Source organism: Mycobacterium sp. (genome assembly GCF_052144515.1).
GTDB lineage: Bacteria > Actinomycetota > Actinomycetes > Mycobacteriales > Mycobacteriaceae > Mycobacterium.
This window is the reverse complement of record NZ_JBKQQD010000033.1, coordinates 35,175-60,878: the sequence shown is the minus strand read 5'-3', so window position 1 is coordinate 60,878 and position 25,704 is coordinate 35,175. Positions and strand designations below refer to the sequence as shown.

The following is a 25,704-nucleotide window of genomic DNA, read 5'->3' as shown; positions in this document are numbered from 1 at the left end:
GATCGCGATCAAGAAAAGGATGGCATGCGATGAAAGTCAGTGTCGACAAATCGCGCTGCGAGGCGCACGGGATGTGCGAAGCGGCGGTACCCGAGTTCTTCACCCTCGATGACTCCGGATACAGCTCCATCGGCAACGACAAGCCTGTGCCGCCCGGGCAGGAGGAGCGGGTCCGCATGGGCGTCGAGTCCTGCCCCGTCGGCGCGCTGTCGGTCAGCGACGACTGACCGTGCGAGCATCCGCACGCGACAACCTGGCCGCGGCTGCGTTCGGGAGTTTCATCCCGATCCGGCCTTGTCATCAACAAATAGCTAAACTAAGCTATCCACCATATCGGACGAAGAGCGTCGGTAATAGACTATTCAGCGAATTGAGCCTCAGATGAAGACTCCGATCTGCGACATGCTCGGAATCGAATTCCCGCTCTTGGCGTTCAGCCACTGCCGCGACGTCGTCGTTGCGGTGACCAACGCCGGCGGGTTCGGCGTGCTCGGCGCCTCGTCGCACAGTCCGGCGGAACTCGAGCAGGAACTGGCCTGGATCGACGATCACGTCGGCGGCAAGCCCTACGGCGTCGACATCGTCTGCCCGGAGAAGTTCGAGGGCAAGGGACTGGATCTGACGCCCGAACAAGTCACCGCCATGGTTCCCGCCGAACACCGCGACTACGTCACCATGCTGCTGGCCGAGCACGGGGTGAGCCTCGACGAGATCGGACCCGAGGCCTTCACGATATTTCAAGGGGTGTCCGAGACGCTCGGAGAACAACTGCTGGATGTGTCGTTACGCCATCCCATCAAGCTGATCGCCAACGCACTCGGCGTTCCGCCACAGTTCATGATCGGCCGGGCCAAGGCCGAGGGCGTGCCGGTCGCCGCACTGGTCGGCGCGCGGGAGCACGCCATCAAGCAAGTGCATGCCGGCGTGGACGTCCTGGTGGTCCAGGGCACCGAAGCCGGAGGGCATTGCGGCGAGGTCACCACCATGGTTCTCGTCCCAGAGGTGATCGAGGCCATTCGGCCGATCCGGGAGGTGCCCGTGCTGGCGGCCGGGGGCATCGTCACGGGGCGCCAAGTCGCCGCCTCAATCGCGTTGGGCGCGGCGGGGGCCTGGACCGGTTCGGTGTGGCTGACCACCGAGGAGGCCGAAACGGCGCCCTACACCGTGCAGAAGATGCTCGCGGCGTCGTCCCGCGACACCGTCCGGTCGAAGGGCCGCACCGGAAAGCCGTCGCGGCAACTGAAGTCGGCATGGACGGATGCATGGGCGGCCGAGGCGAACGGGCCCGGCGCGCTCCCCCTGCCGTTGCAATCGATCATCTCCGAGAACGTGCTGCGCAGGCTCGACGTCCTCGCCGAGAAGGGCAACAAGGGAGCGCAGGAACTGGCGACCTACTGGGTAGGTCAGGGCGTGGGCTTGATGAACAAGGTCAAGCCGGCCCGCGAGGTGGTGCGGGAAATGATCGAGGACTACCTGGACGCGGCAGAGCGCGTCGCAAACTCGCTGGGAGACTGACATGCCGGACACTTCAAGCACCACCAACACCACGTCCATCGATCCGCGCACTCCGATCGTGGTCGGCGTGGGGCAGGCCGCGGAGCGCGTCGACGAGGCCGGATACCGGGGCCTGTCGCCGATCGACCTGGCGGTGGCCGCCGCGGCGGCGGCGGTCGCGGACTCCGGCGCGAAGTCCCAGTCGGTCGTCGCGGCCATCGACACGATCGCGTGTACCCGTCAATTCGAGAATTCCACGCCCGGCGCTCCAGCGCCGCTGGGCAAGTCGACGAAGTACCCGGTGTCGGTGGCCAACCGGCTGGGCGCGACCCCCAAGCGGGCGGTCCTCGAGGTCGCGGGTGGGCAGTCCCCGCAGCACCTGGTCACCGAGTTCAGTCGCGAGATCCGCCGCGGAAACGCCGACGTCGTGCTTCTGGCCGGAGCGGAGGCGATGTCCACGGTCCGGCATCTTGCGAAGTCGGACAACAAGCCCGACTTCTCCGACGATCCCGTCGATCCTGCCGGCAGCTTCGAGGATCGGGGATTCGGCTTGGTCGGCATGTTCAGCATGGAGCAAGCGGCTCACGGGCTGACCACCGCACCCTCCCAGTACGCGTTGCTGGAGAACGCCCGTCGGGCGGCGCGGGGCGAGAGCCGGGACAAGTACTCGGCCGCCATTGGTGCGCTGTTCGCCCCTTTCACAAAAGTTGCTGCGGCTAACCAATTTTCGGCGGCCCCCGAGGAGCGCAGCGCCGAGGAACTCGTCACCGTCACCGAGCGTAACCGGATGATCGCCGACCCGTACCCGCGCTTCGTCGTCGCCCGCGACCAGGTGAACCAGGGTGCCGCGGTGCTGCTGATGTCGGTGGAATCGGCCCGCCGACTCGGGATCGACGAGAGCAAGTGGGTGTTCCTGCACGGCCAGGCCGACCTGCGCGATCGAAGCCTCCTCGAGCGGCAAAACCTAGGGGAGGGGCCGGCCGCCGTGGCCGCGGTCAGACACGCCCTCGAGGTCGCCGGCCTGAGCCTCGACGACGTCGACTTCTTCGACTTCTACTCCTGCTTCCCCGTCGCGGTCTCGAACATCACTGAGAGTCTCGGGCTTTCACCCGACGACCCGCGCGGCCTGACCCTCACCGGTGGGTTGCCGTTCTTCGGCGGTGCCGGCAACAACTACTCGATGCACGCGATCGCCGAAGCGGTGGGACGGGTCCGCGCCAAGCCGGGTTGTTATGCGCTGGTATCAGCCAACGGCGGTGTCGTCTCGAAGACGTCGGTCGGGATCTACGGCACGAAGCCGACCGACCTGAAGTCTGACGACAGCGCCAAGATGCAGGGCGAGATCGACGCGCGTGAAAGCCCGCCCCACGTCGAGCATCCCGCCGGACGGGCCGTCATCGAGACCTACACCGTGGTGCACGGCAGCGACGGGCGCAAGACCGGCATCGTCATCGGCCGGCTCGACGCCAATGGGGGGCGCTTCCTGGCCCAGGTCGCTGAGGGGGACGACGAGTTGATGGAGCTGCTGGAAACCGCCGAGGAGCCCATCGGCGAACGCGTGCACGTGACCCCCTTCGGGTACGGCAACCGCGTCACCCTCACCGATCGAACCGCCGCGACGCTGTTCCCCGCCCGCACAGCGCATCTGCGCGACGACTACGAGTTCATCAAGGTCCACCGCGACGGGCACCTGCTCGAGGTCACCATCAACCGGCCCGACGTTCGCAACTGCCTGCATGCGCCGGCCCACGAGGAACTCGACGAGGTGTTCGACGCATTCTTCGCCGACCGGGACCTGTGGGTGGCGATCATCACCGGCGAGGGCACCAAGGCGTTCTGTGCCGGCAACGACCTGATCTACAGCGCCAGCGGTAAGCCGATGTACGTGCCGTTCAGCGGTTTTGGCGGCCTGACCGGTCGGCGGCACATGCACAAGCCGGTCATCGCCGCGGTCAACGGGTTCGCGATGGGCGGTGGCTTCGAGATCGCGCTGGCCTGCCACCTGGTGGTGGCCGACGCGTCCGCGAAGTTCGCGTTGAGTGAGGTCAAAGTCGGCCTGGTCGCCGGGGCCGGCGGGGTGATCCGGTTACCGCGATCCATCCCGCCGAAGGTCGCCAACGAACTTATCCTGACGGGCCGCCGCATCGGAGCGGAGGAAGCCCGTCAGCTGGGCGTCGTCAACCGGGTGGCCCCCGAGGGCCAGGCGCTGGCCGTCGCGCGCGAATTGGCGGCCGAAATCCTCCAGGCCTCACCGACATCGGTGCGGTTGTCGCTGAAGCTGATGGAGCAAACGCAAGGCATCGCCGACACCGTCGACGCGGTGACGGCCCCCCTCCTCATCCTCGACGAGTTGATGGCGAGCGCCGACGCGGTCGAGGGCATGACGGCCTTCGCACTCAAACGCCAACCGGAATGGAAAAACATGTGAGCAGCGCTGCGGCCGCCGATTTGGCGGCCTTCGAGGATTCGGTGGCGGGCGTTATCGAAAAATTCTGGGGTGACGCCACCGCGGCCGAGAACGGCGACGTGGGCGAGCTGTGGGAGGCTGCCGCCGAACAGGGCTGGTTCGAACTGGGCGAGGCCGGGGCGCTCGGCCTCGCGATCGCCGCGACGCGGCGCCTGGGCCGGGCGGCCTGCCCGCTCCCGGTCATGGACGGCTGCGCCGCAGCAGAGTTGTTCGACGAGCCCGGCATCGCGAGCGGTGAAGTGCGCCTGGTCCTCACGGGGGACCCGACCGCTCCCGTCGACGCGGGCGGTGCGGCCACGCACGCGCTGGTTGTACCCGCGGGGGGCGGCACCGTCCGGCTGCACACAATCACCGAGCAGACAAAGCTGCCAGGCCTCGCGGTCCCGGCGTGGAGTCGGGTCACTCTCGGCGCGACGTTGGCGGAGCGCGAAATAGACCGCACCCAGGCCGACCGGGCATTGCTGTTGACCCGGCTGGGCAAGGCGGTGCGCGCGTTGGCCGCCGCGGAGTACGCCCACGAGGTGGCGATCGAACATGCCAAGACGCGCAAGCAGTTCGGCAAGGTGATCGGCAGCTTCGGTGCAGTGCAACAGCGCACCGCGCAGTGCCAGATCGAGGTTCGGTCGGCCAACCTGCTCCTGGCGGACGCTGTGTCGGCTCTCGAGCACGATAGGGACGGCGCGCTGTTGGCCGCCGAGATCGCCGCCGCATACATCGCGGCCGTCGCCCCGAGGGTGCAACTAGGTGCCCACCACACGCTCGCCGCCATCGGCTACTTCACCGAGCACCCCGCCCCATGGCTGTTCCGGCGCGTGCACAGCGACGTCACCCTCCTCTGCACCGTCGAGCCGGCCTGCGGGTCGGTCGGCGACGTGCTCGTGGAGACCGAATCGCGTTTGCCGGCGGCCGATCTGGGGGAGACCGGCGAGGCGTTCCGCGCGGAATACCTCGAGTTCCTCGCCGAACACGGAGCGCGGGACAGGGCGCCGACCCCGGTGCACGTGGATTCCGGCGTGATCGGCGCGATAGCGGAGAACGGGTGGTTGGGATTTGGCTGGCCTCGCGAGTACGGCGGCCGCAACGCCTCGCTGGCGGAGCAGGTCGTCCTCAACGAGGAGACCACCTACAACCGGGTTGGCGCCACCAAGGCCCTGGGATCCGTGATGCTCCTTGGGTCTTCGATCCTGCGGCACGGGAGCGAAAAGCAGAAGCGGAAGTTCTTGCCGATCATTCGTGCCGGCGAGATGAACTTCTGCCTGGGCTACTCCGAGCCGGAAGCCGGGTCGGACCTGGCGTCGCTGCGCACCCGTGCGGTGCGCGACGGCGATGAGTGGGTGATCAACGGACAGAAGCTGTGGACCACGACGGCGCACACCTCCGACTGGGTGTGGTTGGCCGCGCGGACCGACCCGGACGCCCAGCCGCGGCACGCGGGCATCACCGTCTTCCTGTTCTCCATGCACACACCCGGCATCACGATCCAGCAGCACACCGCGCTGTCGGGCGAGGTGTCGTGCACCGTCTTCTACGACAACGTCCGGATCCCCGACTCCGCGCGCGTGGGCGAGGTCAACGGCGGGTGGTCGGTGATCGTCGACGCCCTGGCGGGCGAACGCATCACGATGGGCAATATCGCCGCCGCGCTGCATCGCCAACTCGACGATCTGCTCGACTTCGTCGGCCGCGACCCGGCGCACCTCGTCGGCCCGCGCGGCTCGGCCAAACGCGCGATCATCACCGACCTCGCGGTGCGGGTGCAGGCCACCCGGGCGCTCGTCACGGCGGCCGTGCAGGCCAGCTCGACCGATATCGGTGCGATGTTCGACGCCGCGATGGCCGGGGTGATGGGGGGTGACCTCGCGGAGGACTTCGGCGAGGCGACGCTCGAGATCTTCGGCCCGGCGGCCGCGTTGAGCGGCGCCGCGGGTGAGGACGAGATTCCCGGTGGCGGAGCTTTCGAATACGGGCTGCGCCAGTCGATCATGTACGTGGTCGGCGGCGGGACCAACGATGTGCAACGCGGGCTGATCGCCCGTGGACTGGGACTGCCGCGTTAGCCGGCTACCGGAGAGGACGGCGACGATGCCCGACAACACACTTCCGCTCACCGGCGTACGTGTCGTCGACTGCACCGACGGCGCGGCAGGTTTCGCAGGCCGGTTCCTGGCCGACCTCGGCGCCGATGTGGTGCTGGTGGAGCCGCCGGACGGTGCGGCGTCCCGCCGGGCAGAGCCTCAATACGCCGGCCACGGCTTGCAGTTCGCGACCGCGCATGCCAACAAGCGCGGTGTCGTCATCGACATGACCAGCGCCGAGGGACGTGAGCAACTGCTCGGATTGACCGACAGCGCGGACGTCTTTCTGGAGTCCTGCCCGCCCGGGTGCCTCACCGGCCTGGGCGTCGGTCAACGAACCATGCGCGGGCGCAACCCACGGCTGGTCGTGGTGTCGGTCACCAACTTCGGGCAGACTGGTCCGTATCGCGACTTTCACGCCAGCGAGGCGGTGTTCACGGCGCTGTCGTCGATGCTGACCCGCTCCGGGGCGCCCGGGCGCGAACCCCTTGTGCCGCCGGGCGAACTGGCGACCCAGACCGCCGCTGTCGACATCGCCTACGCCGCTCTGCTGGCCTATCTCAAAGCCGCGCGCAGCGGCAGCGGCGACTATCTCGACTGCTCGTTGTTCGATCTCGTTGCCCAGGACCTCGACCCCGGATTCGGGATGGCCGGAACCGCGACGATGGGCCAGCCGCTGTACACAGCGGCGCCGGGACGGCCCGACGTGCGGATGATGTATCCGATCGTGCCGTGCGCCGATGGACACGTCCGGATGTTCATCGCATCTGCCAAGCAGTGGCGGGCCTTGTTCAACTGGCTGGGGGAACCCGAGGAGTTGGCCGACCCGGCGTTGGAGCACCTCTTGGGCCGCTTCATGAACTGGCCCAAGATCCAGTCGGCAGTCGTCGACCTCTTCGCCGACAAGTCGCGCGACGAAATCGTCTCTCACGGTTCCCGTTTAGGAATCGCGGTCGCACCGCTGAACACCGCCCACGAAATCCTCACCAGTGACCACGTCCGCGAGCGCAACGCGTTCGTCGAGGACGAGATCGCGCCCGGCGTGCGCGCCGCCATCCCGAACGGCTACCTCGAATTCGACGGCGAGCGGGCCGGCTTCCGGCATCGCGCGCCCGAACTCGGGGAGCACACCCGGGAAGTGTTGGTCGAAACTCCCCGCGCGGCTTCAACCCCGGCCGCGGAGGTGGACGCCCGTCCGTTGGCCGGTGTACGGGTACTTGACCTCGGCGTCATCGTCGTCGGGGCGGAAACCGGTCGCCAACTCGCCGATCAGGGCGCCGAGGTCATCAAGGTGGAGAACCGCGCGTTCATAGACGGTGCCCGCCAGACGGATTCGCCCGACAAGGTCGGATACTCGTTCGCACTGGGCAATCGCAACAAACGCAGCCTGGGCCTCAACCTGCGCAGCGACGCCGGCAAGAAGCTGTTCGTCCGGTTGGTGGCGTGTTCGGATGTGGTGCTGACGAACTTCAAACCCGGAACGCTCGAGTCGCTCGGCCTGGGGTATGACCAGCTCACGGCCATCAACCCGCGCATCATCGTTGTGGAAAGCAGCGCCCTGGGCAGCACCGGATCTTGGTCCAAGCGGATGGGTTACGGCCCCCTGGTGCGGGCCACGGTCGGGCTGACCGCGCTGTGGCGTCACCCGGACTCCCCCGAGGCGTTCGGCGACGACCAGACGGTGTTCCCCGACCACGCCGCGGCCCGGGTGGGCGCCGCCGGGGTGGTGGCCGCGCTGATCGAGCGCGAACGAACCGGGGTGGGGCGATGGATCGGTGTGGCGCAGATGGAGACCGTGTTCTGTCAGCTCGCCACCGAATACGTGCGCGAATCTCTGGACCCCGGAACCATGGTCGCAAAAGGAAACGACAGCGAATTCGACTCTCCGTCAGGCGTTTACAAGTGCACGGGGGAAGACGCCTACTGCGCGGTGACGGTCCAGGGCGACGCCGACTGGGCCAACCTGGCTGAGGTCGTCGGCCGGCCCGGCCTCGCAGACAAGCCCGAGTACGCGACCGCCGCCGCGCGAGTCGCGCGCCGCGACGAACTCGACGCGCTGCTGCGGGACTGGATCGCGCCCTTGACACCGCGCCAAGCGCAGGAGCGCCTGCAGGCCGGGGGAGTGGCCGCGGGCGCCGCGGTTCACGTCAAGGACCTGCTCGCCGAGCCGCACCTGGTGGCGCGCCGTCGACTGGGCGAGCTTGCCCAGCCGGGCTACGAGCAGCCGCTGGAGGTCTTCATGGGTCCGGCTTTATTCGAGAACATCCCCGAGCCCGAGCTTCGGCCCGCGCCCGCGATGGCGGCGGACACCCGAGATATCTGCCGCAGTCTGCTCGGGATGTCCGACACCGAGATCGATGAACTCGCCGCCGCCGGCGTCCTGGAACTCCCGCATACCGCGAGCGGCTAACCGGGTGGTTGGAATGCGCGGACAGACATCAACGGATGGTTCGCCGCGCCGGCGGCCGAGATTGGTCAGGGTGAATCGCCGGTCACGCCCAATAGTCTGGCAAGCTCGGCGATCGTCGTCTCGGCCGCCTTGTGCAGCACGGCTGTCATGCCCAGCTCCCGCGCGGTCGCCAGGTTGACTTCGAGGTCGTCCACGAACACGCACTGGGCCGGCTCGACATCGACCCGCTCGGCGGCCAGCAGGTAGATGTCGCGGTCGGGCTTGCGCAGCCCGACTTCCGACGACACCACGGCCGCGGTGAACGCGGGAAGTTGTTCCCACGGATAGGTTTCGGACTTGCCCCAGGAATTGCTCACCAGCACCGTCGGCACCCCGGCCGCGATGAAGCCGTTGACGGCCGCTGTCATCGCCGCGTCCACGTCCCAGGTCACGTTCTGTACCGCCGAGAAGAACTGGTGGCCGTTCACCGGTCCCGTCGCGTAGCGGCGCAGCACCGGGGTGAGCCGTTCACTGAACTCTTCTCCGCCGATGTGACCGAGTTCCAGCAGAGCGAACGGGCTGTCCTTCGCGTGCGACGCCGCAAACGCTTCGTTGAGGAAGCCCTGACTGTCGACCCCGATCGAGGTGCATGCCGCAGAGAAAGCCTCGAGCACCGACGCCGTCAGCACCCCGCCGTAGTCGATCAGAAGTGCCATAGGCTCCCGCGCGCCGCGGGTCTCAGACGTGGTCATCGGCGCTCCATCTCGGTACTGTGGCGTGGCTGCCCGCCGGCCTCAACGGGTGCGGGGCGCCCGTTTGTTGGTGCGCGAATTCCCTTCGGCGCCCGCGTTGCCGATATGGGTGTATGACAACCCGTGCCGTTGGGCAACGCTCGGTGGCAGGTCGCGGGCTTCCCACAGCGCGCGCACGGTGCCCTGGATGGCCTGCGGTCGGCGCGCCGCGATCTCCGCTGCCAACTGGGCCGCCCGGGAACGCAATTCATCGTCCGGAACCACCTCGGTAACCAGGCCGAGGCGCAGCGCGGTGGGTGCGCTGATCCGTTCCTCGCTGCCGAGCAACGCCCAGCGCATCACGTCACCGAAGGGCACGCCCCGGGCCAGCATGCCCATCGGCTCGAGGGCGGATACGACGCCGCCGTTGGCGTGCGGGTCGAAGAACACGGTCGACTCCGAACAGATCGCAAAGTCTGCCTCGTTGACGAAATACATTGCACCACCGGCCACCATGCCGTGCAGCGCCGCGATCACCGGCTTCCACACCAGGTGCGCCTTGGGGCCCAGCAGCACGCCCGGATCCTCCTGGTTGAAGATCGGTTCGTGATACCACCACGGGCCTTTCTCGACGTCGATTCCGGTGCAGAAGGCCCGCTCGCCATTGGCCTGAACAATGGCCACCCGGATGTCGTCGTCCTCCCGGGTCCGTCGCCAGGCCGCGGCCACTTCCTCGGCCATGCGTTGGTTGAAGGAGTTCAACTTCTCGGGCCGGTTGAGCGTCAGGGTGGCGACATGGTCGCTGACGTGGAATTCGATGGTTTCAAAGCCGGGGTCTGTCACGTCGCTCCTCGTTTCCTCGGGGCCTCGGGTGCGTGCCAACGGGCAACGACGCCAATGATTCGCGCCTCGCCTAACCGGGCCTTCACGATATCGTCCCTAGCGACATAGCCAACTTAGTTTAACAGGTGTGAAATGGGTGCCGACGTCGCGTTCGCCTAGTGTGCGTGGCCGGCCTGCGCCTCGCTTTCGCGGGTGAGGCCGGCGGCGAGGATCAATTCCTCGTGCAGTTCGAACCACACGGTGTGATACGAGTCGATGATCGGCCGCGTCAGCCAGGTCGTCTCTCCCGATTGCACCTTCGCCAACGCCGTCGCCAATTTGTCCGAATAGGCTGCAAGGCGCGGAACTTCGGCTGCGACAGCCGTGGTGATCGGCAGCACTCGTTCGTGTACGTCGGCCAGCCGCGCCAAAACCGCCGAGTCGTATTCCGCGTCGTCGTGTGCGTTCGGCTCGCCGTTTTTGAGCTGCCAGTCCGCCACCAACGCCTTGAAATCGGCGTTGACGCTGCGGAAGTTGTCGTAGGCCGCCTCGACGGCGGCGTGGTTTGCCTTCTCCCGTTCCGCCGCCAGGAGCTCGCCGAGTCGGGTGCGGCCCTCTGGCGAGAGCCGGAGCGTCTTGCCCTCGACGAGGAAGCCCGCCTCGGTTGCGGCGCTGACCCCGTCGGCCACCGCCGCCGGGTCTTCGTTGGTGGTGGCGGCGATCTCGGCCGGGCCGACTCGGCCTTTGAGGCGAACTGCCTGCAGCACTTTCAGCTCGATCATCACCGAATCCTTTCGACGATCCGTCGATCACCATCGTGAGAAGGGCACTTTCCGGCCGTGGGGTCAATCCTCCAGCCCGAATGTATATCCTTCAGATGTATTGCAAGCCCCGATCATAGTCACGCCATGTCCTGGACCCGTCTTGCGACCGGAGGAGGAGACGATAGATGGCTACCAGAGTCGCGGTCGTCACGGGCGCTGCCAGCGGGATGGGCAGGTTGATGACCGCGCGGCTGGCCGAACGAGGCTGGGCGGTGGCCGCCGTCGACCTCCCCGGGCCGCAACTGGACGCTGTCGTGGCCGAGACCGGTGCCGCACCGCACCCGTGCGACGTGTCCGACGACGGCCAGGTAACCGCCGCTTCGCGCGCCGTATTGGACCGGTTCGGCGCGATCGACCGACTGGTCAACGCCGCCGGCATCGCGGTGTCGGGTCGCATCGAAGATCTACCGGGCGGTGCCTTCGAGCGTTCGATGAATGTCAACTATCTGGGAACCGTGCGCTGGGTGAAGGCGGTACTACCGGGCATGCGGTCTCGCGGCACCGGCGAGGTGGTGTTGTTCGCGTCGCTGGCCGGATGGATGCCCACGCCCGCGATGGCGGCCTACACGGCGACCAAGTTTGCGGTCGTGGGCTTCGCGGAGACGTTGGCGATGGAGGTGACGGGCAGCGGTTTGACCGTGCGGTGTGTCTGTCCCGGCGGGGTGCAGACGCCGATGCTCGACGACATCATGGCTCAGGGAATGCCCGAGAGGCTGAAGAATCTGACGTCGATAGCGGCCCCCGAGCAGGTGATCGACGCCATCGAGGCATCGCTGACGCACCGGCGCACCGGCATCTACGTGTTTCCCGGCGTGCCGGCGAAAGCGTTGTGGCGTGTGCGCCGGTTGGCGCCGCGGTTGCTCGGCGGCGCGATTCGCCGGCTCTCCGCCACGAACTGGACTGCGGGCGAGGGTTGCCCGAGGAGTAGGTATGGCAGTCGAAGGTGATGGCCCCGTGGAGGCGGCCGAGCGCGCCAAAGGCGGCCGGCATCGGCCTAGGAGTGGCGCCGATCTCGACGAAGAAGGTGTCGCGGCACCGGGTGACCGGGATGACGCCGAAGCGCCCGACGACGACGCGGCGAGCGTCGCCCCGGCGGTCGCCGGTAGCCGCGCGACGCGCGCCATCGCCTTTGGTGTGCTGCCGGCGCTGCTGGTGCTCCTGGGCGCCGGCGCCGGGTTTATGACCTGGACGGCGATCTCCGCAAACTTCCTGCGGCAGGCCCGCGTCGACTCGGTTCGTGCGGCCACGGACGGCGCCGCCGCGCTGCTGACCTACCACGCCGACAGCGTGGACAGCGATCTCCGAGCGGCGCGAGAACGACTGACCGGCAATTTCAAAACCTCCTACACGGCGTACACGCACCAGGTGGTCATTCCCGATTCGCACCGGAAGCACGTCTCGGCAGTCGCCACGGTCCCGGCCGCCGCTTCCGTGTGGGTCACCACGAGCCGGGCCGTGGTCATGGTTTTCGTCAATCAGACCTTCAACAGCGACCTCGACCCGCCGACCGCCACCGCGTCAAGCGTCCGCGTAACCCTTGCCAAAGTGGTTGGGCGGTGGCTGATTTCGGACTTCAGCCCGGTCTGAGGGTCTCACCTCTTCGGCACGGCGGCCAGAAGCATGTCGACCAGCGCTTCGGTGTAGTCGTTGCCCTCCTTGGCAAGTCGCCGGATTCGCGATGGCGGTGTCGCCATGAAATGCATCAGCAGGCCACCGAACAAGGCATCCAGCATCACCGTCACCGGCGCATTCTCCGGCAGATCGCCGCGGGCGATGCCCCGTTGCGTGATCGCCCGCATGGCTGCCGCCTGAGCCCCCACGAAGTCCGCCCAGCGCGGCGCCAGCTCGGGCACCGATCGGGCTTCGGCGCTCAGCCGGACGACAACGTCACCGATGTCGCTGGCGAGCAGGTCAAAGATGCTTCGGCTCAACACGATCAGATCACTGCGCAGGCTTCCGCTGTCGGTATCCAACGGCAGGGCGATGCGGGCCTGGAGCGTATCGAGGAGCAACGCCGTCTGGTCGGGCCAGCGCAGGTATATCGACGACTTGCCCACTCGCGCGTCGCGGGCCACCGCGTCGATGCTGAAACCGGCCCAGCCGACTCGTCCGTATAGGTCGCATGCGGCTTGGCGTACGCGTTGCTCCATCGTCGGGTCACGGGGACGGCCGCTGCCCGCATTCGCCGATGGTGTCATGACCGTCCTTGCCCTTTTCGACTCGGTCTCAGGTGCAAACTACCGGAGCGCTGTTATGGTCCGGAACAGGCGCTCGCAGCGTCGAAGATGACGGAACGTCAATGGGTCGTGAGCGGGTTGGCAGACTGTGGCGACGGAGCCTTGGGCTCCCGCTCCGCAGCAAATCGTATAACCTGGTTGCAGATCTCAGCAGCGAGGAGTGGTCGGAGTTATCGATGTTCGATGAGCGTTGGCCGCAGGAGGCGAAGGAACTCTCGGACGCGCTCGCCGCGCTGTTGGCCAAATATTGCACGTCGGAAGCCCTTCGGGCCATGGACACCACTGAATCGGAGGAAGTCGGATCCGTTGAGCAGCTCGATCGGGTGTTGCGCGATTTCGGGTTGTGGGACCTTCCCCCCCACCCGTACCTACTGACCGCGGCGGCGGTCGCGCTTGGCGCGCACCTCGCCCCGATACCGTTCGTCTCGGCAATGCCGGCGAGTCTCCTGCTCGGTGAGCCAGGGGTGGCCAATGGCGTCGACCGGCCGGTGGTGCCGGCGGGCCTTGCGCGGGTGGCGGTTTCGATGGGCTCCGGCCTCGGCCTGGCACCGCTGCCCACAAGGGTGCGCCGCAGCGCCGCGGGGGAGCGGGTTGTCCTGGTCGCCGATGCAGAGCCGCAGCCGTGCGACGGTGACGTCGACGCGATGCGCGCCTGGGGGTTTCTCCTGGAATCGGCGCGGCTGGTCGGTGCCAGCCAGGCGCTGATCCGGGATGGCGTCAACTATGTCGCCGGGCGCCGGCAGTTCGGGGTGCCGGTCGGAAGCTTCCAGGGGGTCTCCCACCCCTTGGCGGATGCGGTGACCGCCGTGCAGGCCGCCGACCTTCTCGTACGCCACGCGGCATACCTGGGCGCGACCGACGGCGCCGTGCCGATTTTCGCCGCGGTGATGGCGGCGGCCAAAGCCCGGAAAGCGTCGCGGCAGGCGGCCGCCACCGTGCATCAGGCACTGGGTGGTTACGGGTTCACTGTGGAGGCGGATTGTCAGCTGTTCTCCCGGCGCATCCGTGCGTGGAGCGCCGCGATGCCCGACCCCGGCCCCTGGCTGGCCCGACTGGCCCGGACTTTGGCCGATCCCGCGACCCGCGACAAGGTCACCGATTTGTGGCAGTTCGACCGCGGTTTCACCTTGCCGAGGTGGGCGCGCGAGATCGGCTAACTGTCGATACGAATTACTCTGCGCGGCCCGGCTATCCGGGCGCCGATCAGAACGGGAACGGATAGGCGGCCACTCCGAACGGATTCGCCAACCCCACCTGGGTCGCCCACCCGGCGTACCGGACGATGAGCGCGGGAACCATCACCAGCGCAAAGCCGATCTGGCACGACGCCATCGAGGCAATGAGGTTGGCGGCCACGCGGTCGTCATGCCCGCCGAACGCGCGCAAGTTGCCGAGTCGCGACCAGAGACTTGTCGGCTGCCTGGATGCGTGGCCGGCGGGCGCGGGCAGGGGTGCCGACGAGCCGACGCCGACGCCGGCAAATTCCTTGGCCGGTGCCGCCGGTACGGTCGATGCCCTCAGCCCGCGCACCATCATGATCGTGAAGAACGCCATCACGGGTGCCATATAGACGGCGACCAGCAACGGATACTGCTGCTGTGTGCCGGTAAAGAGCGCGAAACCCGGCACCGACCGGGTGTAGGAGTAGTTGCCGATGAACAGGAACGGAATCTCCAGGACCAACTCCGCGAACGCGCCGGCGACGATTGACAGGGCGACGATGTTGCGAGTGCTGACATTGCGCTCCACCAGTTTCTTGGCGAAGAAGTAGGTGCACAGGACGAACCAGGGGCCGTAGATGCATGGCATGACATACGGCCAGCCGCCGGCCATGCCCAGCACGGGAATCGATGACGGCATGAGCCAGTCCTGCTTCGGATTGAAGCGGTAGTACAGGGTCCAGTCCCAGACCGCTTCCAGCCAGGACATCGAGGTGGCGCCGATGAACATCCACGTCACGGTCCGCACGTGCCCGGCCGCCCTGTCGCCGCGATACAGCCATATGACCGAGGCCAGAAATACGGCCATGAACACGAAATTGATCAGCCGTTGCGGGTCCACGAATCCTCCTTTGCGCGGGCGGTACCGAGCATTAACAGTATGTAAATGCAGTGGCACGGTGTCAATGGCTTCGGCCGGGAACGTCCCCGCGGGTCACGCGGTGCTGCATGACGGTGCAGAATGCCGGGGTGGGTCGAACGAAGAGGTTTGGCGGACAGCGCGGCGGCGTGCAGACGTCCGTGCTCACCGAGACCGATATTCTCGACGCGGCCGTCGAGGTGATACGTAGCGCTGGACTCGATGCCTTAACGGTGACGAAAGTCGCTGAAGCCCTGGGGGTTACCGGGCCCGCGGTCTACTACCACGTTCGGGGCGGGCGCACAGGCCTGGCCTCGATGGTGGCTGCCAGCATCATGAAACGCGAATTCGCCGATCAACTGGTCCGCCGGCCCGATGAGGAGTGGGACGACGCCATCGAACGCGTGCTCCTCGTCACCGCCGACCTGACCGAAGAGTTCCCGGGCGTCGTCAACTATGTGCTCAATGCCCAGCACGGCCGGGTCGAAGATGTCGGGGTGGCCAGTTTCGTCGTGGCGCAACTGCGGGCCGGGGGCTTCGGTCCGGGCGCCAGCGCCGAGGCCTACACGGCCATATGCGCGCTGATCGCGGGATGGGCTCAACTCACGCCGTTCTCGTTGCCGCAAGACGAACCCCCGTCACCGGAACTGGCGGAAGCCATCGCGGCCAGCAGTGCGGTCTCCCCCCGCGACCACCTCCGTGCGGCCGTGCAGGCACTCCTTACCGGGCTGCGCATCAGACTTGTCGAGAGCCGCGACTGACCACATTGACGTCTTGACGGTGACACCGAAGGGCGTACCAGGGTCACCGACTCTGGTGATGATTTGGGAACCATATTGCAAATCAGTAGATTTCATCACCGTCTGTGACTCCACCGAGCCCGCTCGATTGAGCATCCGCTCGGACCGACCATTAGCTGAGTCTGATTTGCGATATCGCCGGTGATATCGCAAACGGGAATCGCCATAAGGTCGACTCAGGGTACGCACGTGGCCTATGTGATGACTGATACGACGACTATGAGGGTTGCCGCCGCAGCATGCGACAGCTCAGAAGTATTCTGAGCCGCCGTCGACGTTGAGCAGGACGCCGTTGATGTAGCCGGCGCGCTCGGAAAGCAGGAACACCATGGCGTCGGCGACGTCCTCCGGCACGCCGAACCGGTTGCCCCAGGTGGCGCCGCCCCAGGCCGCGTTGCGCTCGCGGAAGTCCTCGTCTTCGGTATGGCCGCTCTGCGCCATCCGCTGATTGCGCTCCTCGACGAGCTGCTCGTTCAAGATCATCCCCGGCAGCACGGCGTTAGAACGGATCCCTTGTGCCCCATACGCTTTCGCGAGATTCTTGGTGAAGTGCGCCAACGCCGCCTTCTGCGCAGAATAGTGAGCGATCCGCGGGATGAAGTGCCGCACCGACATGGCGGACGTGGTGACGATCGCGCCGCCGCCGCCTTCCAGCATGGCGGGGATGGCGGCGCGCGCGATCCGCACCGAGGTCATGAGAACCGACTGAAATGCCCGCTCCCACAAATCATCCGCCTCCACCGGTGAGCTCCGCACCTCACAGAGGCCGACGGTGTTGACCACCTTGTCCAGCCGTCCGTAACGCTCCAGGGTCTCCTCGACCACCTTCTCGGCGTCCCCGGACCGGGTGAGGTCGGCCACCACCGTCGACGTCGATGCCGCGCCGGCGTCGGAAACTTGTCGGGCGACCGCCCGCAGGCCCGGCTTTGTCACATAGCGGTACTCGGAATCGCCCTCTTCGCGCCCACGGGAACACAGGACCACATGCGCGCCTTCCGCGCCGAGTCGAACCGCCGTGGCGCGGCCCATCCCTTGGGTGGCGCCGAGCACCAGGGCAACCTGGCCTGTGAGACCCAGATCCATGTCGACCTCCGCTCAGCCCCGGGGGAGGCCCAGCCAGCGCCGGGCGATGATGTTGCGTTGAATCTCGCTGGTGCCGCCGATGATCGAGAGCACTGTCGACGCCCGCAGGAAGTGCTCGGCGTCCTCGGCCAGAGCGTCCCCGCTGTCGCGGGTGTAGGCGTCGGGGCCCAGGGCGTCGACGAGCCACTGGGCCACGCGCTGCGCGATCGCCGGCCCGTGCAGCTTGCTCATCGATGCCTCGCCGCTGGCCGACTTGCCCCGCTCGCCCAGTGCGACAACCTGCTGACCGAGCACTCGCTCGGCCTGCAATTCCATGACGAATTCCCCGATGTCGCGGTAGGCCGCATCGTCCAGCACGGTGCCCCGCGTGCCGACCCGGTCGAGGTAGCGGGCCAACAGCAGACGTGCCTCCCGGCCTCCAAAGCTCATCGATCGCTCCATGTCGAGCGCCTGCGACATCATGGTCCAGGCCTGGCCGGCCTGGCCGATCAGCGCCCTCCCGGCAACCCGCACGTCGTCGAAAAAACAGGCGTTGACCCGCCATCCGCCCATCACGCGCACGGGCTGGATCGTCACCCCGGGCGCTCGGGCGTCGATCATCAACAGCGACAGGCCACGATGCCGGGTGCTGTCGGGTTCGGTTCGCACCAGGGTGTAGATCCAGTCGGCCAGGTGCGCCCCGGAGGTCCACATCTTCTGCCCGGTGACAACGAAGTCGCCGTCGGGTGTCCGGGTGGCCCTGGTGCGCAGGGCCAGCATGTCGCTGCCGGCTTCGGGCTCGCTGTATCCGCCGGCGTAACTCCACGAGGCGTCCACTATGTGCGGAATGTGTTCCGCCGCCAGGTCGTCGGGCCCGAATGTGGCCAGCATCCAGCCGACCGCTTCGGCCTGCTCCAACCCGTAGGTGGGCAGTCCGGCCGAGTCGAGTTCTTCGTGGGCGACGAACCGGTCGGTCTGTGACGCGGGTCGCCCCAGTGGTTCGGGCCAGCCCAAGCCAATGACGTTCTGGCGAACCAGCCACGGATGGAAGCGCTTTGGCGCCTGGCGGTCGCTCTCCAGTTCGGCCATCTCGTCCCGCATGGCCGCCATGTCGTCAGGGCCGAACTCGTCGATGTGAGAACGCAGCTCGTCGCGAAGCGCGGCTTCACGGCCTTCCAGGCGGAATTTCACTGTCGCGAGGCCCTTTCACGCCAGCAGGCCGTAGCCGCCGTCGACGGGGATGGTCAGGCCGGTGACGAACCGGAAGTCGCTGGACAGCAGCGCGACGATGACCGAGGCCAGTTCGTCGGGACGCCCCAGCCGGCGCAGCGGGGTCTTCTGGGCCACCGCGGCCTGCATGTCTTTGACACCGGCGATGATGTCCTCCCCGCCGTGACCGGGGTTGTCCACCAGGGAGGGCGAAATGCCGTTGACCCGCACGCCGCGCGGCCCGAGTTCCGCACCGAAATAGCGGACGAGGTTTTCCATCGCCGCCTTCGCGGGGCCGATCGCCCCGTAGTAGCGCGCATAGTGATTGGCGCCCAGGCTGCTGACCGCCACCACCGAACCACCGACCTTCTCGAGTTCGGGCACGGCGGTGCGCACCGCCTCCCAGAGACCCCACACCTGCACGTCGAAGACGCGGTCGTACTCTTCGCGCGTCACCTTCATCGTGCGACCGGCGAGGATCGGCACCGCGGTGGTCACCAGTCCGCCCAGCCCGCCGAGCGCCTCGATCGCCGAGGTCACCAGACCGGCCGGTTCCGTCCCGAGGTCGCCGCGCACCAGCACCGGCTCGGGGCCGCCGGTGGCCGCGGCCATTCCCTGGGTCTCCTTGGCGGCGGTCTCGTTTTCGAGGTAGCCGATGGCGCATCGGCTGCCCGCGGCGGTCAGTTCCACAACGGTGGAGCGACCGATTCCGCGGCTGCCGCCGATGACGAGAACCTTGTCGGGCAGGGTGCGGGTGTAGGTCTGGGTCGTCACCGCGCGGACCCCTCCCCGTAGTGCTCGTCGCGTTTGCGGAACGCTTCGCTGGTGCCGCTCGCGGAGCGCTCCTTCACGAAGTTGAACTCGTCCGGTTCGAATCGCAGGTTCGTGCCGTAGCTGTGGAACAGGTAGGACGTGGTTTCCTCGAGACCCAGCGCGGAGCTTGCCTCCACGACGCGGTACGCCTCCTTGGCTATGGCGATGCCGTCCGCCGGCATCTTCGCGACTTGTGCGGCCAGCGCCTCGGTTTCGGCCGCGACGTCCTGCTCGTCGACGAAACGCGTGAACAGCTTGGCCGATTCGAATTCCGCCCCGGTGGCCATCCGGCCGGTCAGCATGAGGTCGCGCGCCACGACCGGGCCCAGCCGGTGCATGAACAAGGCGACGTTGCCCAGCACCGGTCCGAGGAAGCGGGCGGCCGGCATGCCGAGTTTGGCTTGGCGGGAAACCACCGCCAGGTCGGCGGCCAGCGCCAACTCCAGGCCCAGGCCGAGCGCATAGGACTCCACTTGGACGATGGTGGCTTTCGGGAAGCCGATGAATTCGTGGAACATCCTCTGGCCCTTGCGATCCACGGCGAGCCGCCGCCGTTGGCTGGGCCGGCGATCGTCACCCGGAGTGGCGTACCAGCCGTAGGCGCGGTTGAGGTCGACCCCGGTGGTGAAGACGCCGCCTTCACCGCGCAGCAGCACAACCTTGATGGCGTCGTCCTCGGCGATGTCGTCGAGATGGCGGCCCATCAGCTCGCAGTCCTCTGGAGCCATCGCGTTCTTCTTGGCGGGATTGCAGATGGTGATCCGCGCGATGTGCGCGTCGTGGTCCTTGGTCAGCGTCACCCGCTCGGCCTGCTCGGCCGGGGAGGTGGTGGTGTCCGCAGCGGTCATGTCAGCTCGCTCCTTCTGGGGCCTGGTGAAACTCGATCGGTGAAGAACGTCTTGTCGATGACGTCGCGGGAGAGCACCCGCAGCATCACCTCGTCGGCGCCGCCGCCGATCGACAGCAGCCGGGAATCACGGAAGAAGCGGGAGGTCCATGTCTCGGCCATGTAGCCCATGCCCCCGTGGTACTGCAGGCAGGTGTCGGCTACCCGGCGAATCAGCTTGCCCGCCAAAAGTTTTGCGCTGCTGGTGCGGCGTGTTACGTCGGCGCCGGCGACGATCAGCTCGGCGCAGGAGTGTGCGTACCGTTTCACCGCGTCCACCTCACAGGCCAGTTCGGCGAGGTTGTACTGCAAGTACTGGTTGTCGATCAGCTTGCCGCCGAATGCGGGACGCTCCGACAAGTAGTCCACGGTACGCGCGATGGCTGTCTCCATCTGCCCGACCGCCTGATAGACCGCGCAGATTCGCTCCGTTTGGAACTGCTGCATCTGCTGCTGGAAACCGCGACCGACCACCCCGATGGTGTTGCCGGCCGGAACGCGGACCCGGTCGAACGTGAGCTCGGCGGTGCCCGAGCACCAATTGCCAAGTTTCTTCAGCGAGCGGCTCACGGTCAGCCCCGGGGTGTCGGTCGGCACGATGACCTGGCTCATCCCGCGGTAGCCGCCCTCGTCGGAGGTGCGCACCAGCAGACACAACCAGTCGGCCTGCACACCGTTGGTGATGTAGGTCTTGGCCCCGCTGATCAGCCAGTCGCCACCATCCCGGGCGGCTTTGGTGCGGATGCCGGCCACGTCGGAGCCGGCGTCGGGTTCGGTCACCGCGATCGAGCAAATCCGCTCACCGGCGATCGCCGGTACGAGGAATTCCCGCTTGAGTTCGTCGCTGCCATGCCAATGCAGGGACGGCGTGGCCATGTTGGCCTGCACGTTGTAGGCCATGGGGACCCCGTTGCCGGGTAGCCGACCGAACTCCTCGCAGGCGATCACGGTGAACCAGTGGTCGGCGCCTTCGCCGCCGTAGGCCGGATCGTATTCCAGGCCAAGGAGTCCCAGCTTCGCGAATTCCGGGAACAGGTCGTGGCCCGGGAAAAGGCCCCGGTCCTCCCATTCGTCGAGGTGGGGTTCAACGGTTTTGGCCAGCATCTCTCTGACACTGGACCGGAACAACTCGTGTTCGTCGGTGAACTGCATGTCAGGCCTCCGTCGAGACGAACCGGCACCGCACCCTTAAAATAATAACCTGGTTATATAAAAGATCGGACGGGTTTGGCAAGCCGCGAGGTCCCCTTCAGAGCTTGAGCGCGAACGCCTCGACCGCGTTGTCATGCATGAACAACCGCTCGACCTCCGCGGACAGGTCGAGCGCCGCCAGCCCGGTCATTGCCGCCTCAAACGTCAGGATCGGCCAGTCGCTCGCCCAGATGCATTTGCGGCGGCCGTAGGTGCGGAGAAAGTGCACGAACTGAGGCGGGTAGTACTTGGGCACGTGCGCGCTGGTGTCGATCCACACGTTCGGGTGTTTGGCCGCGACGGCGATCATTTCGTCCGTCCAGGGCCAGCCGATGTGACCGGCGATAAGCCGCAGGTCCGGAAAGTCGATCGCAATCCGGTCGATGTGGCCGGGGCGGCCTGTCTCCGAGGTATAGGTCGACGGTCCGGTGCCGCCGACCTGTATCTGCACGGTGATGTCCAGGTCGGAACATGCCGTATACAACGGGTACCACTGGGCTTCGGTCGGCACCTTGTCGAGGATGAACGGCTCGAGTTTCAGCCCCTTGAAGCCGTATTCGCGGACGAGGGTGCGCAATTCGTGCACCGCGGGCATGACCCCGTCGGGCGACCACGGGTTGACGCTGGCCACCCCGGTCAGCCGTTCCGGATACCGCCGCACGGCCTCGACGACGGCCTCATTGGGAATGAGCGGTCCCGCCGAGCACATGGCCCTGCCGATCCCGGCCTCGTCCATCTCGTCGATCAGCGTCTCCAGGGGGATGCCGCCGCGCATCCGGGGTCCGTGCGCCATGCGGTCGGCCAGCGTGAAGTTGCGCTGCGGCATTTTGGCCACGGCGTCGGCCGGCCAGGGCTGCACCCAGGCATCGATGATCGGAACGCGGTGCGCTGCTGTGCTCATGGCCGTCAGCCTTTCGGCAATCCGAGCACGCGCTCGGCAATCATCGTCTTGACGATCTCATCGGTGCCCCCGGCGATGTGGAAGGCCGGCGCCGACAGCAGCACCAGTCGCCAGTCGTCCAGTCCGGGGTCCCGGTGCGAGAGCCGGTTGGCCAGTCGCTCCGCGACGGCATCGGCCAGGGTGCTGACCAGGGCGCCGGTGGCGAGCTTGGCGAGAGCCGCTTCGGGGCCGGGTGACACTCCAGCGACGACGCGCCGATGCATCGCTGCTTCGAAGGCCGCCAGGGCGCGTTGGTCGACGACGGCGTCGATGAACCCCTCCCGGGCGGAGCCGGCGGGCCATCCCAGCTCAGCCGCCTGTCGTACCAGCCGGCCCAGGGATCTCCCAAACGTCGAGAATCGCTCGAAGCCCAGCGTCGTCATCGCCACCGACCAGCCGCCACCGACTTCGCCGAGGACCGCCTCTGCGGGCAGGTCGACATCGTCGAAGAAAACCTCGGAAAAGGATGCGCCGCCGGTCATCTGGCGCAGCGGACGCACGTCGATACCGGGGCTGGACATGTCGACCACGAACGCGGTGAGGCCTCGATGACGCGCATGCGCCGGGTCGGTCCGCGCCAGCAGGTAGCCGTATTGCGCGTGCCGGGCCTCGGACGTCCACACCTTCTGGCCGCTCACGCGCCACCCGGTGTCGCTGCGGACCGCTCGGGTGGACACCCCGGCCAGGTCGCTGCCGGCGCCGGGCTCACTGAACAGCTGACACCACACCTCGTCGCCGCGCAGGATGGCTGCGCAGTGCCGCCTCTGCTCGGGTGAGCCGACCGCGAGCAGTGTCGGTCCGACCATCTCTAACGTGACGCCGAACAGGCCGCGGGGGACGTCGTACTCTGACTCCAGGTCGGCCCACGCCAGGGCGTACGCCGACGGCAGGCCGCGACCACCGACCTCACGGGGCCAGGTCAGCCCCGCGAACCCGTGCTCGAAGAGCAATCGCTGCCACGCGACGCAGCGAGCGCGCCATGCCTCGGGATCCGAAATCGGGCGGAATTGGGCGAACATGGCGTCGGGAAAGCCGTCGGGCCGGTGCTCGGCGTGGGTATCGAGGAATGCCCTGGCCTCGTCGAGGAAGGCGTCGACCGAATCGGGCTGGGGGGCCATCTCGCTCTCTCGTGTCGGTGCTCATCCAATTGGTATCGTAAATACTAACCTGGTTATATGTTAGGAGCATCATCCCGTCGAGGAGCGCTCAGTGACATCTCCGTCGTCCGCCGTCCGGACCGAGGCGGCCGCCTTTGGTCTGTTCGCGGCGGGCCAGCTCGTCGTTCGCCTCGACGGCAGCTTTGTCTACCCCCGAATGCTGGTCGGCGGCAAGGCCCACGGCCTGTCCAAGATCCGCGCCGCCGGTTTGCCCACTCCTCCGGCATTCACCGCGACGGTCGACGCCTGCAGGCAGTATTTCGAAGCAGCCGACGAACTCATGGCCCGGCTCTGGCCGCAGATCTGCGACGGGCTGTCGTGGCTGGAGGCCCAATCGGGCCACACGTTCGGGCGCGGCCCGGTGCCGCTGCTGGTGTCGGTGCGCAGCGGTGCACCGGCCAGCATGCCGGGAATGATGGACACCGTCTTGAACCTCGGCATCAACGACGAGGTGGAGCGGATCCTCGCCGAGAAATGCGGTGCCCCGTTCGCGCGCGACACACACCGGCGGTTCCGGGAGTTGTTCGGCCAGGTGGTCCGGCCGGCCGATGGCCGGGTGCCGGCCGATCCGCATGCCCAACTGCGCGCCGCCGTGACCGCGGTGTTCGACTCGTGGAATTCGGAGCGGGCGGTGTCCTACCGGCGCCACCACAACCTGGAGGGAAAGATGGCCGGCACGGCGGTGACGGTGCAGGCGATGGTGTTCGGCAACCTGGATGACCGGTCGGGCACCGGGGTGCTTTTCAGCCGCAATCCCCTTACCGGAGAGCCGAACTCGTTCGGCGAGTGGCTGCCCCGCGGACAGGGCGAAGATGTGGTCAGCGGCAAGTTCGATCCGCTGCCGCTGAGCGCCCTGGCCGAACAGCATCCCGACATCCACCGTCAGCTCCTCGCGGCGGCGTCCTGGCTGGAACGCGACGGCACCGACGTCCAGGACATCGAGTTCACCGTCGAGGCGGGCAAGCTCTACTTGTTGCAGACCCGGGCGGCGAAAAGGTCGGCCAAGGCCGCGGTGGCCATCGCGGTGGCGTTGCAGCGCGAGGGGCTCATCGGCATCGACGAGGCACTGTCCCGCGTCACGCCCGCTCAACTCGATGTGCTGCTCACCCCGGTGATCGACCCCGCGGCACTGGCGAGGGCAACCGTCGTCGCCTCGGGGCTGCCGGCCTGTCCCGGTGTGGGAGCGGGCCGCGTGGTCGCCGACAGCGACTCCGCTCAGGACGCCGCGGACGAGGGGGAGGACGTGGTGCTGGCCCGTGAAACCACCAGCCCCGATGACGTCGGCGGCATGATCGCCGCCCGCGCGGTGATCACCGAACAGGGCGGGTCCACCTCTCATGCCGCGGTGGTCAGCCGCGAATTGCACACCCCGTGCGTGGTGGGGTGCGGGCTGGGCAGCCTGCGCGGTCTGGCGGGAACCGACGTCACCGTCGACGGGGGAAGCGGCACGGTCTATTCAGGCCTGCTGCCACTGACCCATCCGTCTGAAAGCGGCGACCCGGACATGGCCACTCTGCTGGCCTGGGCGCGGCAGCGCAGCCCCGTCACGGTGCTGGCGGTGGCGGCCGACGACGACGAGGTCCCCGACGCATCGCGGGTCGACCACCGGGAGCCCGCCACCGTGTATCGGGCGCTGGACGCGGGCGCCGACGCGGTGGCGGCGGAGCATCCCCTGCCGTTCTTGCTGATGATCGCCGAACGGCAGCGAAACACCGGCAGCGGCTTACGCTAACCAGGATTCCTATTTAGATGCGAGGATTGAATCGTGCATCCCGACAGTGAGGCCATAACGCACCCCACCGCGGGCCAGCTTGTGGCAGACAACATCCGCCGCAAGATCATCCTCGGTGAGTTCCGCGACGGTGATTTCCTGCCGAACGAGGGGCAGCTACTGGCCCAGTACGGCGTATCGCGACCCGTTCTGCGCGAAGCGATTCGAATCCTGCAGTCCGAGTCGCTGTTGACCATCCGGCGCGGCAGCAAGGGCGGCGCCCGGATCAACGCGCCGCGCCCGGAGCCGGTGGCACGCCAAGCGGGGGGACTACTCCAATACGGCCACACCACCGTCTTCGACGTGTTCCGCGCCCGCGCGATCATCGAACCGCCCGCGGTTCGCCTCCTGGCCGAGAACGCGACGCCCTCGACCATCCAGCGGTTGCGTGAAGCGCTGGACCAGGAAGCCAACACCATCAACGACCCGCGCCGGTGGGGAAGGACGCACGCCGAATTCCACACGCTGGTGGTCGAGTTGTCCGGCAGCAACACCCTGGCGCTCTTCGCCCACATCATGGCCGAGATCACGACCGCTCACACGGAGGCCGTCTGGAGGCACGCGACCGACGACGCGCAGAAGCGCGCCGCCGCCGAATTGGCGCACCGCGTGCACCGGAAGCTGGTCCGGCTGGTCGAAGACGGCAAGGCGGCCGATGCCGAATTGCTGTGGCGCCGCCACCTGGAGGAGACCACCGAGCAGATGCTCGAAACCCAGGGGCATCGTGAGTTGCTGGATCTCATCGGCTGAGCCGCGA

At 67.3% G+C, this 25,704-nt stretch carries 23 protein-coding genes; 11 read left to right on the top strand and 12 right to left on the bottom strand.

Features of this window, described 5'->3' with window-relative positions:
* The first annotated feature begins 29 nt into the window (after nt 1–29).
* From ACLP9N_RS01765 to ACLP9N_RS01745, 5 genes are all read left to right on the top strand, one after another.
* Nucleotides 30–227, top strand: coding sequence for a ferredoxin (locus ACLP9N_RS01765; protein WP_442405788.1), 198 nt, complete (start codon nt 30–32; stop codon nt 225–227).
* 154 nt (nt 228–381) lie between these two features.
* Nucleotides 382–1,515, top strand: a complete 1,134-nt coding sequence (locus ACLP9N_RS01760) for an NAD(P)H-dependent flavin oxidoreductase (protein ID WP_442405787.1) — start codon at nt 382–384, stop codon at nt 1,513–1,515.
* A 1-nt stretch (nt 1,516) separates the two neighbouring features.
* Nucleotides 1,517–3,922 (top strand): acetyl-CoA acetyltransferase, encoded by a 2,406-nt coding sequence (locus tag ACLP9N_RS01755; RefSeq protein ID WP_442405786.1) that lies wholly within the window; start codon nt 1,517–1,519, stop codon nt 3,920–3,922.
* Nucleotides 3,919–6,018, top strand: a complete 2,100-nt coding sequence (locus ACLP9N_RS01750) for an acyl-CoA dehydrogenase family protein (protein ID WP_442405785.1) — start codon at nt 3,919–3,921, stop codon at nt 6,016–6,018. Before ACLP9N_RS01755 ends, ACLP9N_RS01750 begins: the two co-directional genes overlap by 4 nt.
* A 25-nt stretch (nt 6,019–6,043) precedes the next feature.
* Nucleotides 6,044–8,446 (top strand): CaiB/BaiF CoA transferase family protein, encoded by a 2,403-nt coding sequence (locus ACLP9N_RS01745; RefSeq protein ID WP_442405784.1) that lies wholly within the window; start codon nt 6,044–6,046, stop codon nt 8,444–8,446.
* Nucleotides 8,447–8,511: 65 nt separating this feature from the next.
* Here the strand turns inward: ACLP9N_RS01745 and ACLP9N_RS01740 are convergent, their stop codons facing one another.
* From ACLP9N_RS01740 to ACLP9N_RS01730, 3 genes are all read right to left on the bottom strand, one after another.
* Nucleotides 8,512–9,177, bottom strand: a complete 666-nt coding sequence (locus ACLP9N_RS01740; protein ID WP_442405783.1) for an HAD family hydrolase — start codon at nt 9,175–9,177, stop codon at nt 8,512–8,514.
* Nucleotides 9,178–9,219: 42 nt separating this feature from the next.
* The gene (locus ACLP9N_RS01735; protein ID WP_442405782.1) at nt 9,220–9,999 is read right to left on the bottom strand and encodes an enoyl-CoA hydratase/isomerase family protein; all 780 of its coding nucleotides are present in this window, start codon (nt 9,997–9,999) and stop codon (nt 9,220–9,222) included.
* A 155-nt stretch (nt 10,000–10,154) separates the two neighbouring features.
* Nucleotides 10,155–10,760: a MarR family transcriptional regulator gene (locus tag ACLP9N_RS01730; RefSeq protein WP_442405781.1), complete on the bottom strand. Its 606-nt coding sequence runs from the start codon at nt 10,758–10,760 to the stop codon at nt 10,155–10,157.
* A 167-nt stretch (nt 10,761–10,927) separates the two neighbouring features.
* On the opposite strand from ACLP9N_RS01730, the gene ACLP9N_RS01725 reads away from it, so the two are divergent.
* A complete protein-coding gene (locus ACLP9N_RS01725; protein ID WP_442405780.1) occupies nt 10,928–11,749 on the top strand; it encodes an SDR family NAD(P)-dependent oxidoreductase in 822 nt (273 codons plus the stop codon).
* Nucleotides 11,733–12,389 carry a hypothetical protein gene (locus ACLP9N_RS01720; RefSeq protein ID WP_442405779.1) on the top strand — a complete coding sequence of 219 codons (657 nt, stop codon included), beginning with the start codon at nt 11,733–11,735 and terminating at the stop codon, nt 12,387–12,389. The genes ACLP9N_RS01725 and ACLP9N_RS01720 overlap by 17 nt, the downstream gene beginning before the upstream one ends.
* Nucleotides 12,390–12,394: 5 nt before the next feature.
* On the opposite strand, the gene ACLP9N_RS01715 is transcribed toward ACLP9N_RS01720, so the two are convergent.
* Nucleotides 12,395–13,000, bottom strand: coding sequence for a TetR-like C-terminal domain-containing protein (locus ACLP9N_RS01715; RefSeq protein ID WP_442405778.1), 606 nt, complete (start codon nt 12,998–13,000; stop codon nt 12,395–12,397).
* 215 nt (nt 13,001–13,215) lie between these two features.
* On the opposite strand from ACLP9N_RS01715, the gene ACLP9N_RS01710 reads away from it, so the two are divergent.
* Nucleotides 13,216–14,196 carry an acyl-CoA dehydrogenase family protein gene (locus tag ACLP9N_RS01710; protein ID WP_442405777.1) on the top strand — a complete coding sequence of 327 codons (981 nt, stop codon included), beginning with the start codon at nt 13,216–13,218 and terminating at the stop codon, nt 14,194–14,196.
* 46 nt (nt 14,197–14,242) lie between these two features.
* Here the strand turns inward: ACLP9N_RS01710 and ACLP9N_RS01705 are convergent, their stop codons facing one another.
* The gene (locus ACLP9N_RS01705) at nt 14,243–15,100 is read right to left on the bottom strand and encodes a spirocyclase AveC family protein (protein ID WP_442405776.1); all 858 of its coding nucleotides are present in this window, start codon (nt 15,098–15,100) and stop codon (nt 14,243–14,245) included.
* Nucleotides 15,101–15,207: 107 nt separating this feature from the next.
* Between ACLP9N_RS01705 and ACLP9N_RS01700 the strand changes: the two genes are divergently transcribed.
* Nucleotides 15,208–15,879 carry a TetR/AcrR family transcriptional regulator gene (locus tag ACLP9N_RS01700; RefSeq protein WP_442405775.1) on the top strand — a complete coding sequence of 224 codons (672 nt, stop codon included), beginning with the start codon at nt 15,208–15,210 and terminating at the stop codon, nt 15,877–15,879.
* 288 nt (nt 15,880–16,167) lie between these two features.
* Here ACLP9N_RS01700 and ACLP9N_RS01695 read toward each other — a convergent pair whose 3' ends face one another.
* The 7 genes from ACLP9N_RS01695 to ACLP9N_RS01665 all read right to left on the bottom strand — a co-directional run bounded on the left by ACLP9N_RS01695 (nt 16,168) and on the right by ACLP9N_RS01665 (nt 23,137).
* Entirely contained in the window at nt 16,168–17,001 is an 834-nt protein-coding gene (locus ACLP9N_RS01695) for an SDR family NAD(P)-dependent oxidoreductase (protein WP_442405774.1), read from the bottom strand.
* A gap of 12 nt (nt 17,002–17,013) precedes the next feature.
* On the bottom strand, nt 17,014–18,171 hold the full coding sequence (locus tag ACLP9N_RS01690) for an acyl-CoA dehydrogenase family protein (protein ID WP_442405773.1): 1,158 nt from the start codon (nt 18,169–18,171) through the stop codon (nt 17,014–17,016).
* Nucleotides 18,172–18,186: 15 nt separating this feature from the next.
* Entirely contained in the window at nt 18,187–18,963 is a 777-nt protein-coding gene (locus ACLP9N_RS01685) for an SDR family oxidoreductase (RefSeq protein WP_442405772.1), read from the bottom strand.
* Nucleotides 18,960–19,850 (bottom strand): enoyl-CoA hydratase/isomerase family protein, encoded by an 891-nt coding sequence (locus tag ACLP9N_RS01680; RefSeq protein WP_442405771.1) that lies wholly within the window; start codon nt 19,848–19,850, stop codon nt 18,960–18,962. The genes ACLP9N_RS01685 and ACLP9N_RS01680 overlap by 4 nt, the downstream gene beginning before the upstream one ends.
* Nucleotides 19,847–21,040: an acyl-CoA dehydrogenase family protein gene (locus tag ACLP9N_RS01675; protein WP_442405770.1), complete on the bottom strand. Its 1,194-nt coding sequence runs from the start codon at nt 21,038–21,040 to the stop codon at nt 19,847–19,849. Before ACLP9N_RS01675 ends, ACLP9N_RS01680 begins: the two co-directional genes overlap by 4 nt.
* A 97-nt stretch (nt 21,041–21,137) precedes the next feature.
* Nucleotides 21,138–21,980, bottom strand: a complete 843-nt coding sequence (locus ACLP9N_RS01670) for an amidohydrolase family protein (RefSeq protein ID WP_442405769.1) — start codon at nt 21,978–21,980, stop codon at nt 21,138–21,140.
* Between the two features lie 5 nt (nt 21,981–21,985).
* Nucleotides 21,986–23,137, bottom strand: a complete 1,152-nt coding sequence (locus ACLP9N_RS01665; protein ID WP_442405768.1) for an acyl-CoA dehydrogenase family protein — start codon at nt 23,135–23,137, stop codon at nt 21,986–21,988.
* A gap of 139 nt (nt 23,138–23,276) precedes the next feature.
* Here ACLP9N_RS01665 and ACLP9N_RS01660 point away from each other — a divergent pair, with 139 nt between their 5' ends.
* Both ACLP9N_RS01660 and ACLP9N_RS01655 read left to right on the top strand, forming a co-directional pair.
* Nucleotides 23,277–24,908 (top strand): pyruvate, phosphate dikinase, encoded by a 1,632-nt coding sequence (locus tag ACLP9N_RS01660; RefSeq protein ID WP_442405799.1) that lies wholly within the window; start codon nt 23,277–23,279, stop codon nt 24,906–24,908.
* Nucleotides 24,909–24,941: 33 nt separating this feature from the next.
* Nucleotides 24,942–25,697: a FadR/GntR family transcriptional regulator gene (locus tag ACLP9N_RS01655; protein WP_442405767.1), complete on the top strand. Its 756-nt coding sequence runs from the start codon at nt 24,942–24,944 to the stop codon at nt 25,695–25,697.
* Nucleotides 25,698–25,704: the final 7 nt, after the last annotated feature.

Coding starts and splice junctions, on each gene's coding strand:
- ACLP9N_RS01765 (WP_442405788.1), top strand. CDS start 30: ATGAAAGTCAGTGTCGACAAATCGCGCTGCGAGGCGCACGGGATGTGC.
- ACLP9N_RS01675 (WP_442405770.1), bottom strand. CDS start 21,040: ATGCAGTTCACCGACGAACACGAGTTGTTCCGGTCCAGTGTCAGAGAG.
- ACLP9N_RS01700 (WP_442405775.1), top strand. CDS start 15,208: ATGACGGTGCAGAATGCCGGGGTGGGTCGAACGAAGAGGTTTGGCGGA.
- ACLP9N_RS01665 (WP_442405768.1), bottom strand. CDS start 23,137: ATGGCCCCCCAGCCCGATTCGGTCGACGCCTTCCTCGACGAGGCCAGG.
- ACLP9N_RS01695 (WP_442405774.1), bottom strand. CDS start 17,001: ATGGATCTGGGTCTCACAGGCCAGGTTGCCCTGGTGCTCGGCGCCACC.
- ACLP9N_RS01725 (WP_442405780.1), top strand. CDS start 10,928: ATGGCTACCAGAGTCGCGGTCGTCACGGGCGCTGCCAGCGGGATGGGC.
- ACLP9N_RS01730 (WP_442405781.1), bottom strand. CDS start 10,760: ATGATCGAGCTGAAAGTGCTGCAGGCAGTTCGCCTCAAAGGCCGAGTC.
- ACLP9N_RS01715 (WP_442405778.1), bottom strand. CDS start 13,000: ATGACACCATCGGCGAATGCGGGCAGCGGCCGTCCCCGTGACCCGACG.
- ACLP9N_RS01760 (WP_442405787.1), top strand. CDS start 382: ATGAAGACTCCGATCTGCGACATGCTCGGAATCGAATTCCCGCTCTTG.
- ACLP9N_RS01710 (WP_442405777.1), top strand. CDS start 13,216: ATGTTCGATGAGCGTTGGCCGCAGGAGGCGAAGGAACTCTCGGACGCG.
- ACLP9N_RS01680 (WP_442405771.1), bottom strand. CDS start 19,850: ATGACCGCTGCGGACACCACCACCTCCCCGGCCGAGCAGGCCGAGCGG.
- ACLP9N_RS01740 (WP_442405783.1), bottom strand. CDS start 9,177: ATGACCACGTCTGAGACCCGCGGCGCGCGGGAGCCTATGGCACTTCTG.
- ACLP9N_RS01745 (WP_442405784.1), top strand. CDS start 6,044: ATGCCCGACAACACACTTCCGCTCACCGGCGTACGTGTCGTCGACTGC.
- ACLP9N_RS01755 (WP_442405786.1), top strand. CDS start 1,517: ATGCCGGACACTTCAAGCACCACCAACACCACGTCCATCGATCCGCGC.
- ACLP9N_RS01670 (WP_442405769.1), bottom strand. CDS start 21,980: ATGAGCACAGCAGCGCACCGCGTTCCGATCATCGATGCCTGGGTGCAG.
- ACLP9N_RS01720 (WP_442405779.1), top strand. CDS start 11,733: ATGGCAGTCGAAGGTGATGGCCCCGTGGAGGCGGCCGAGCGCGCCAAA.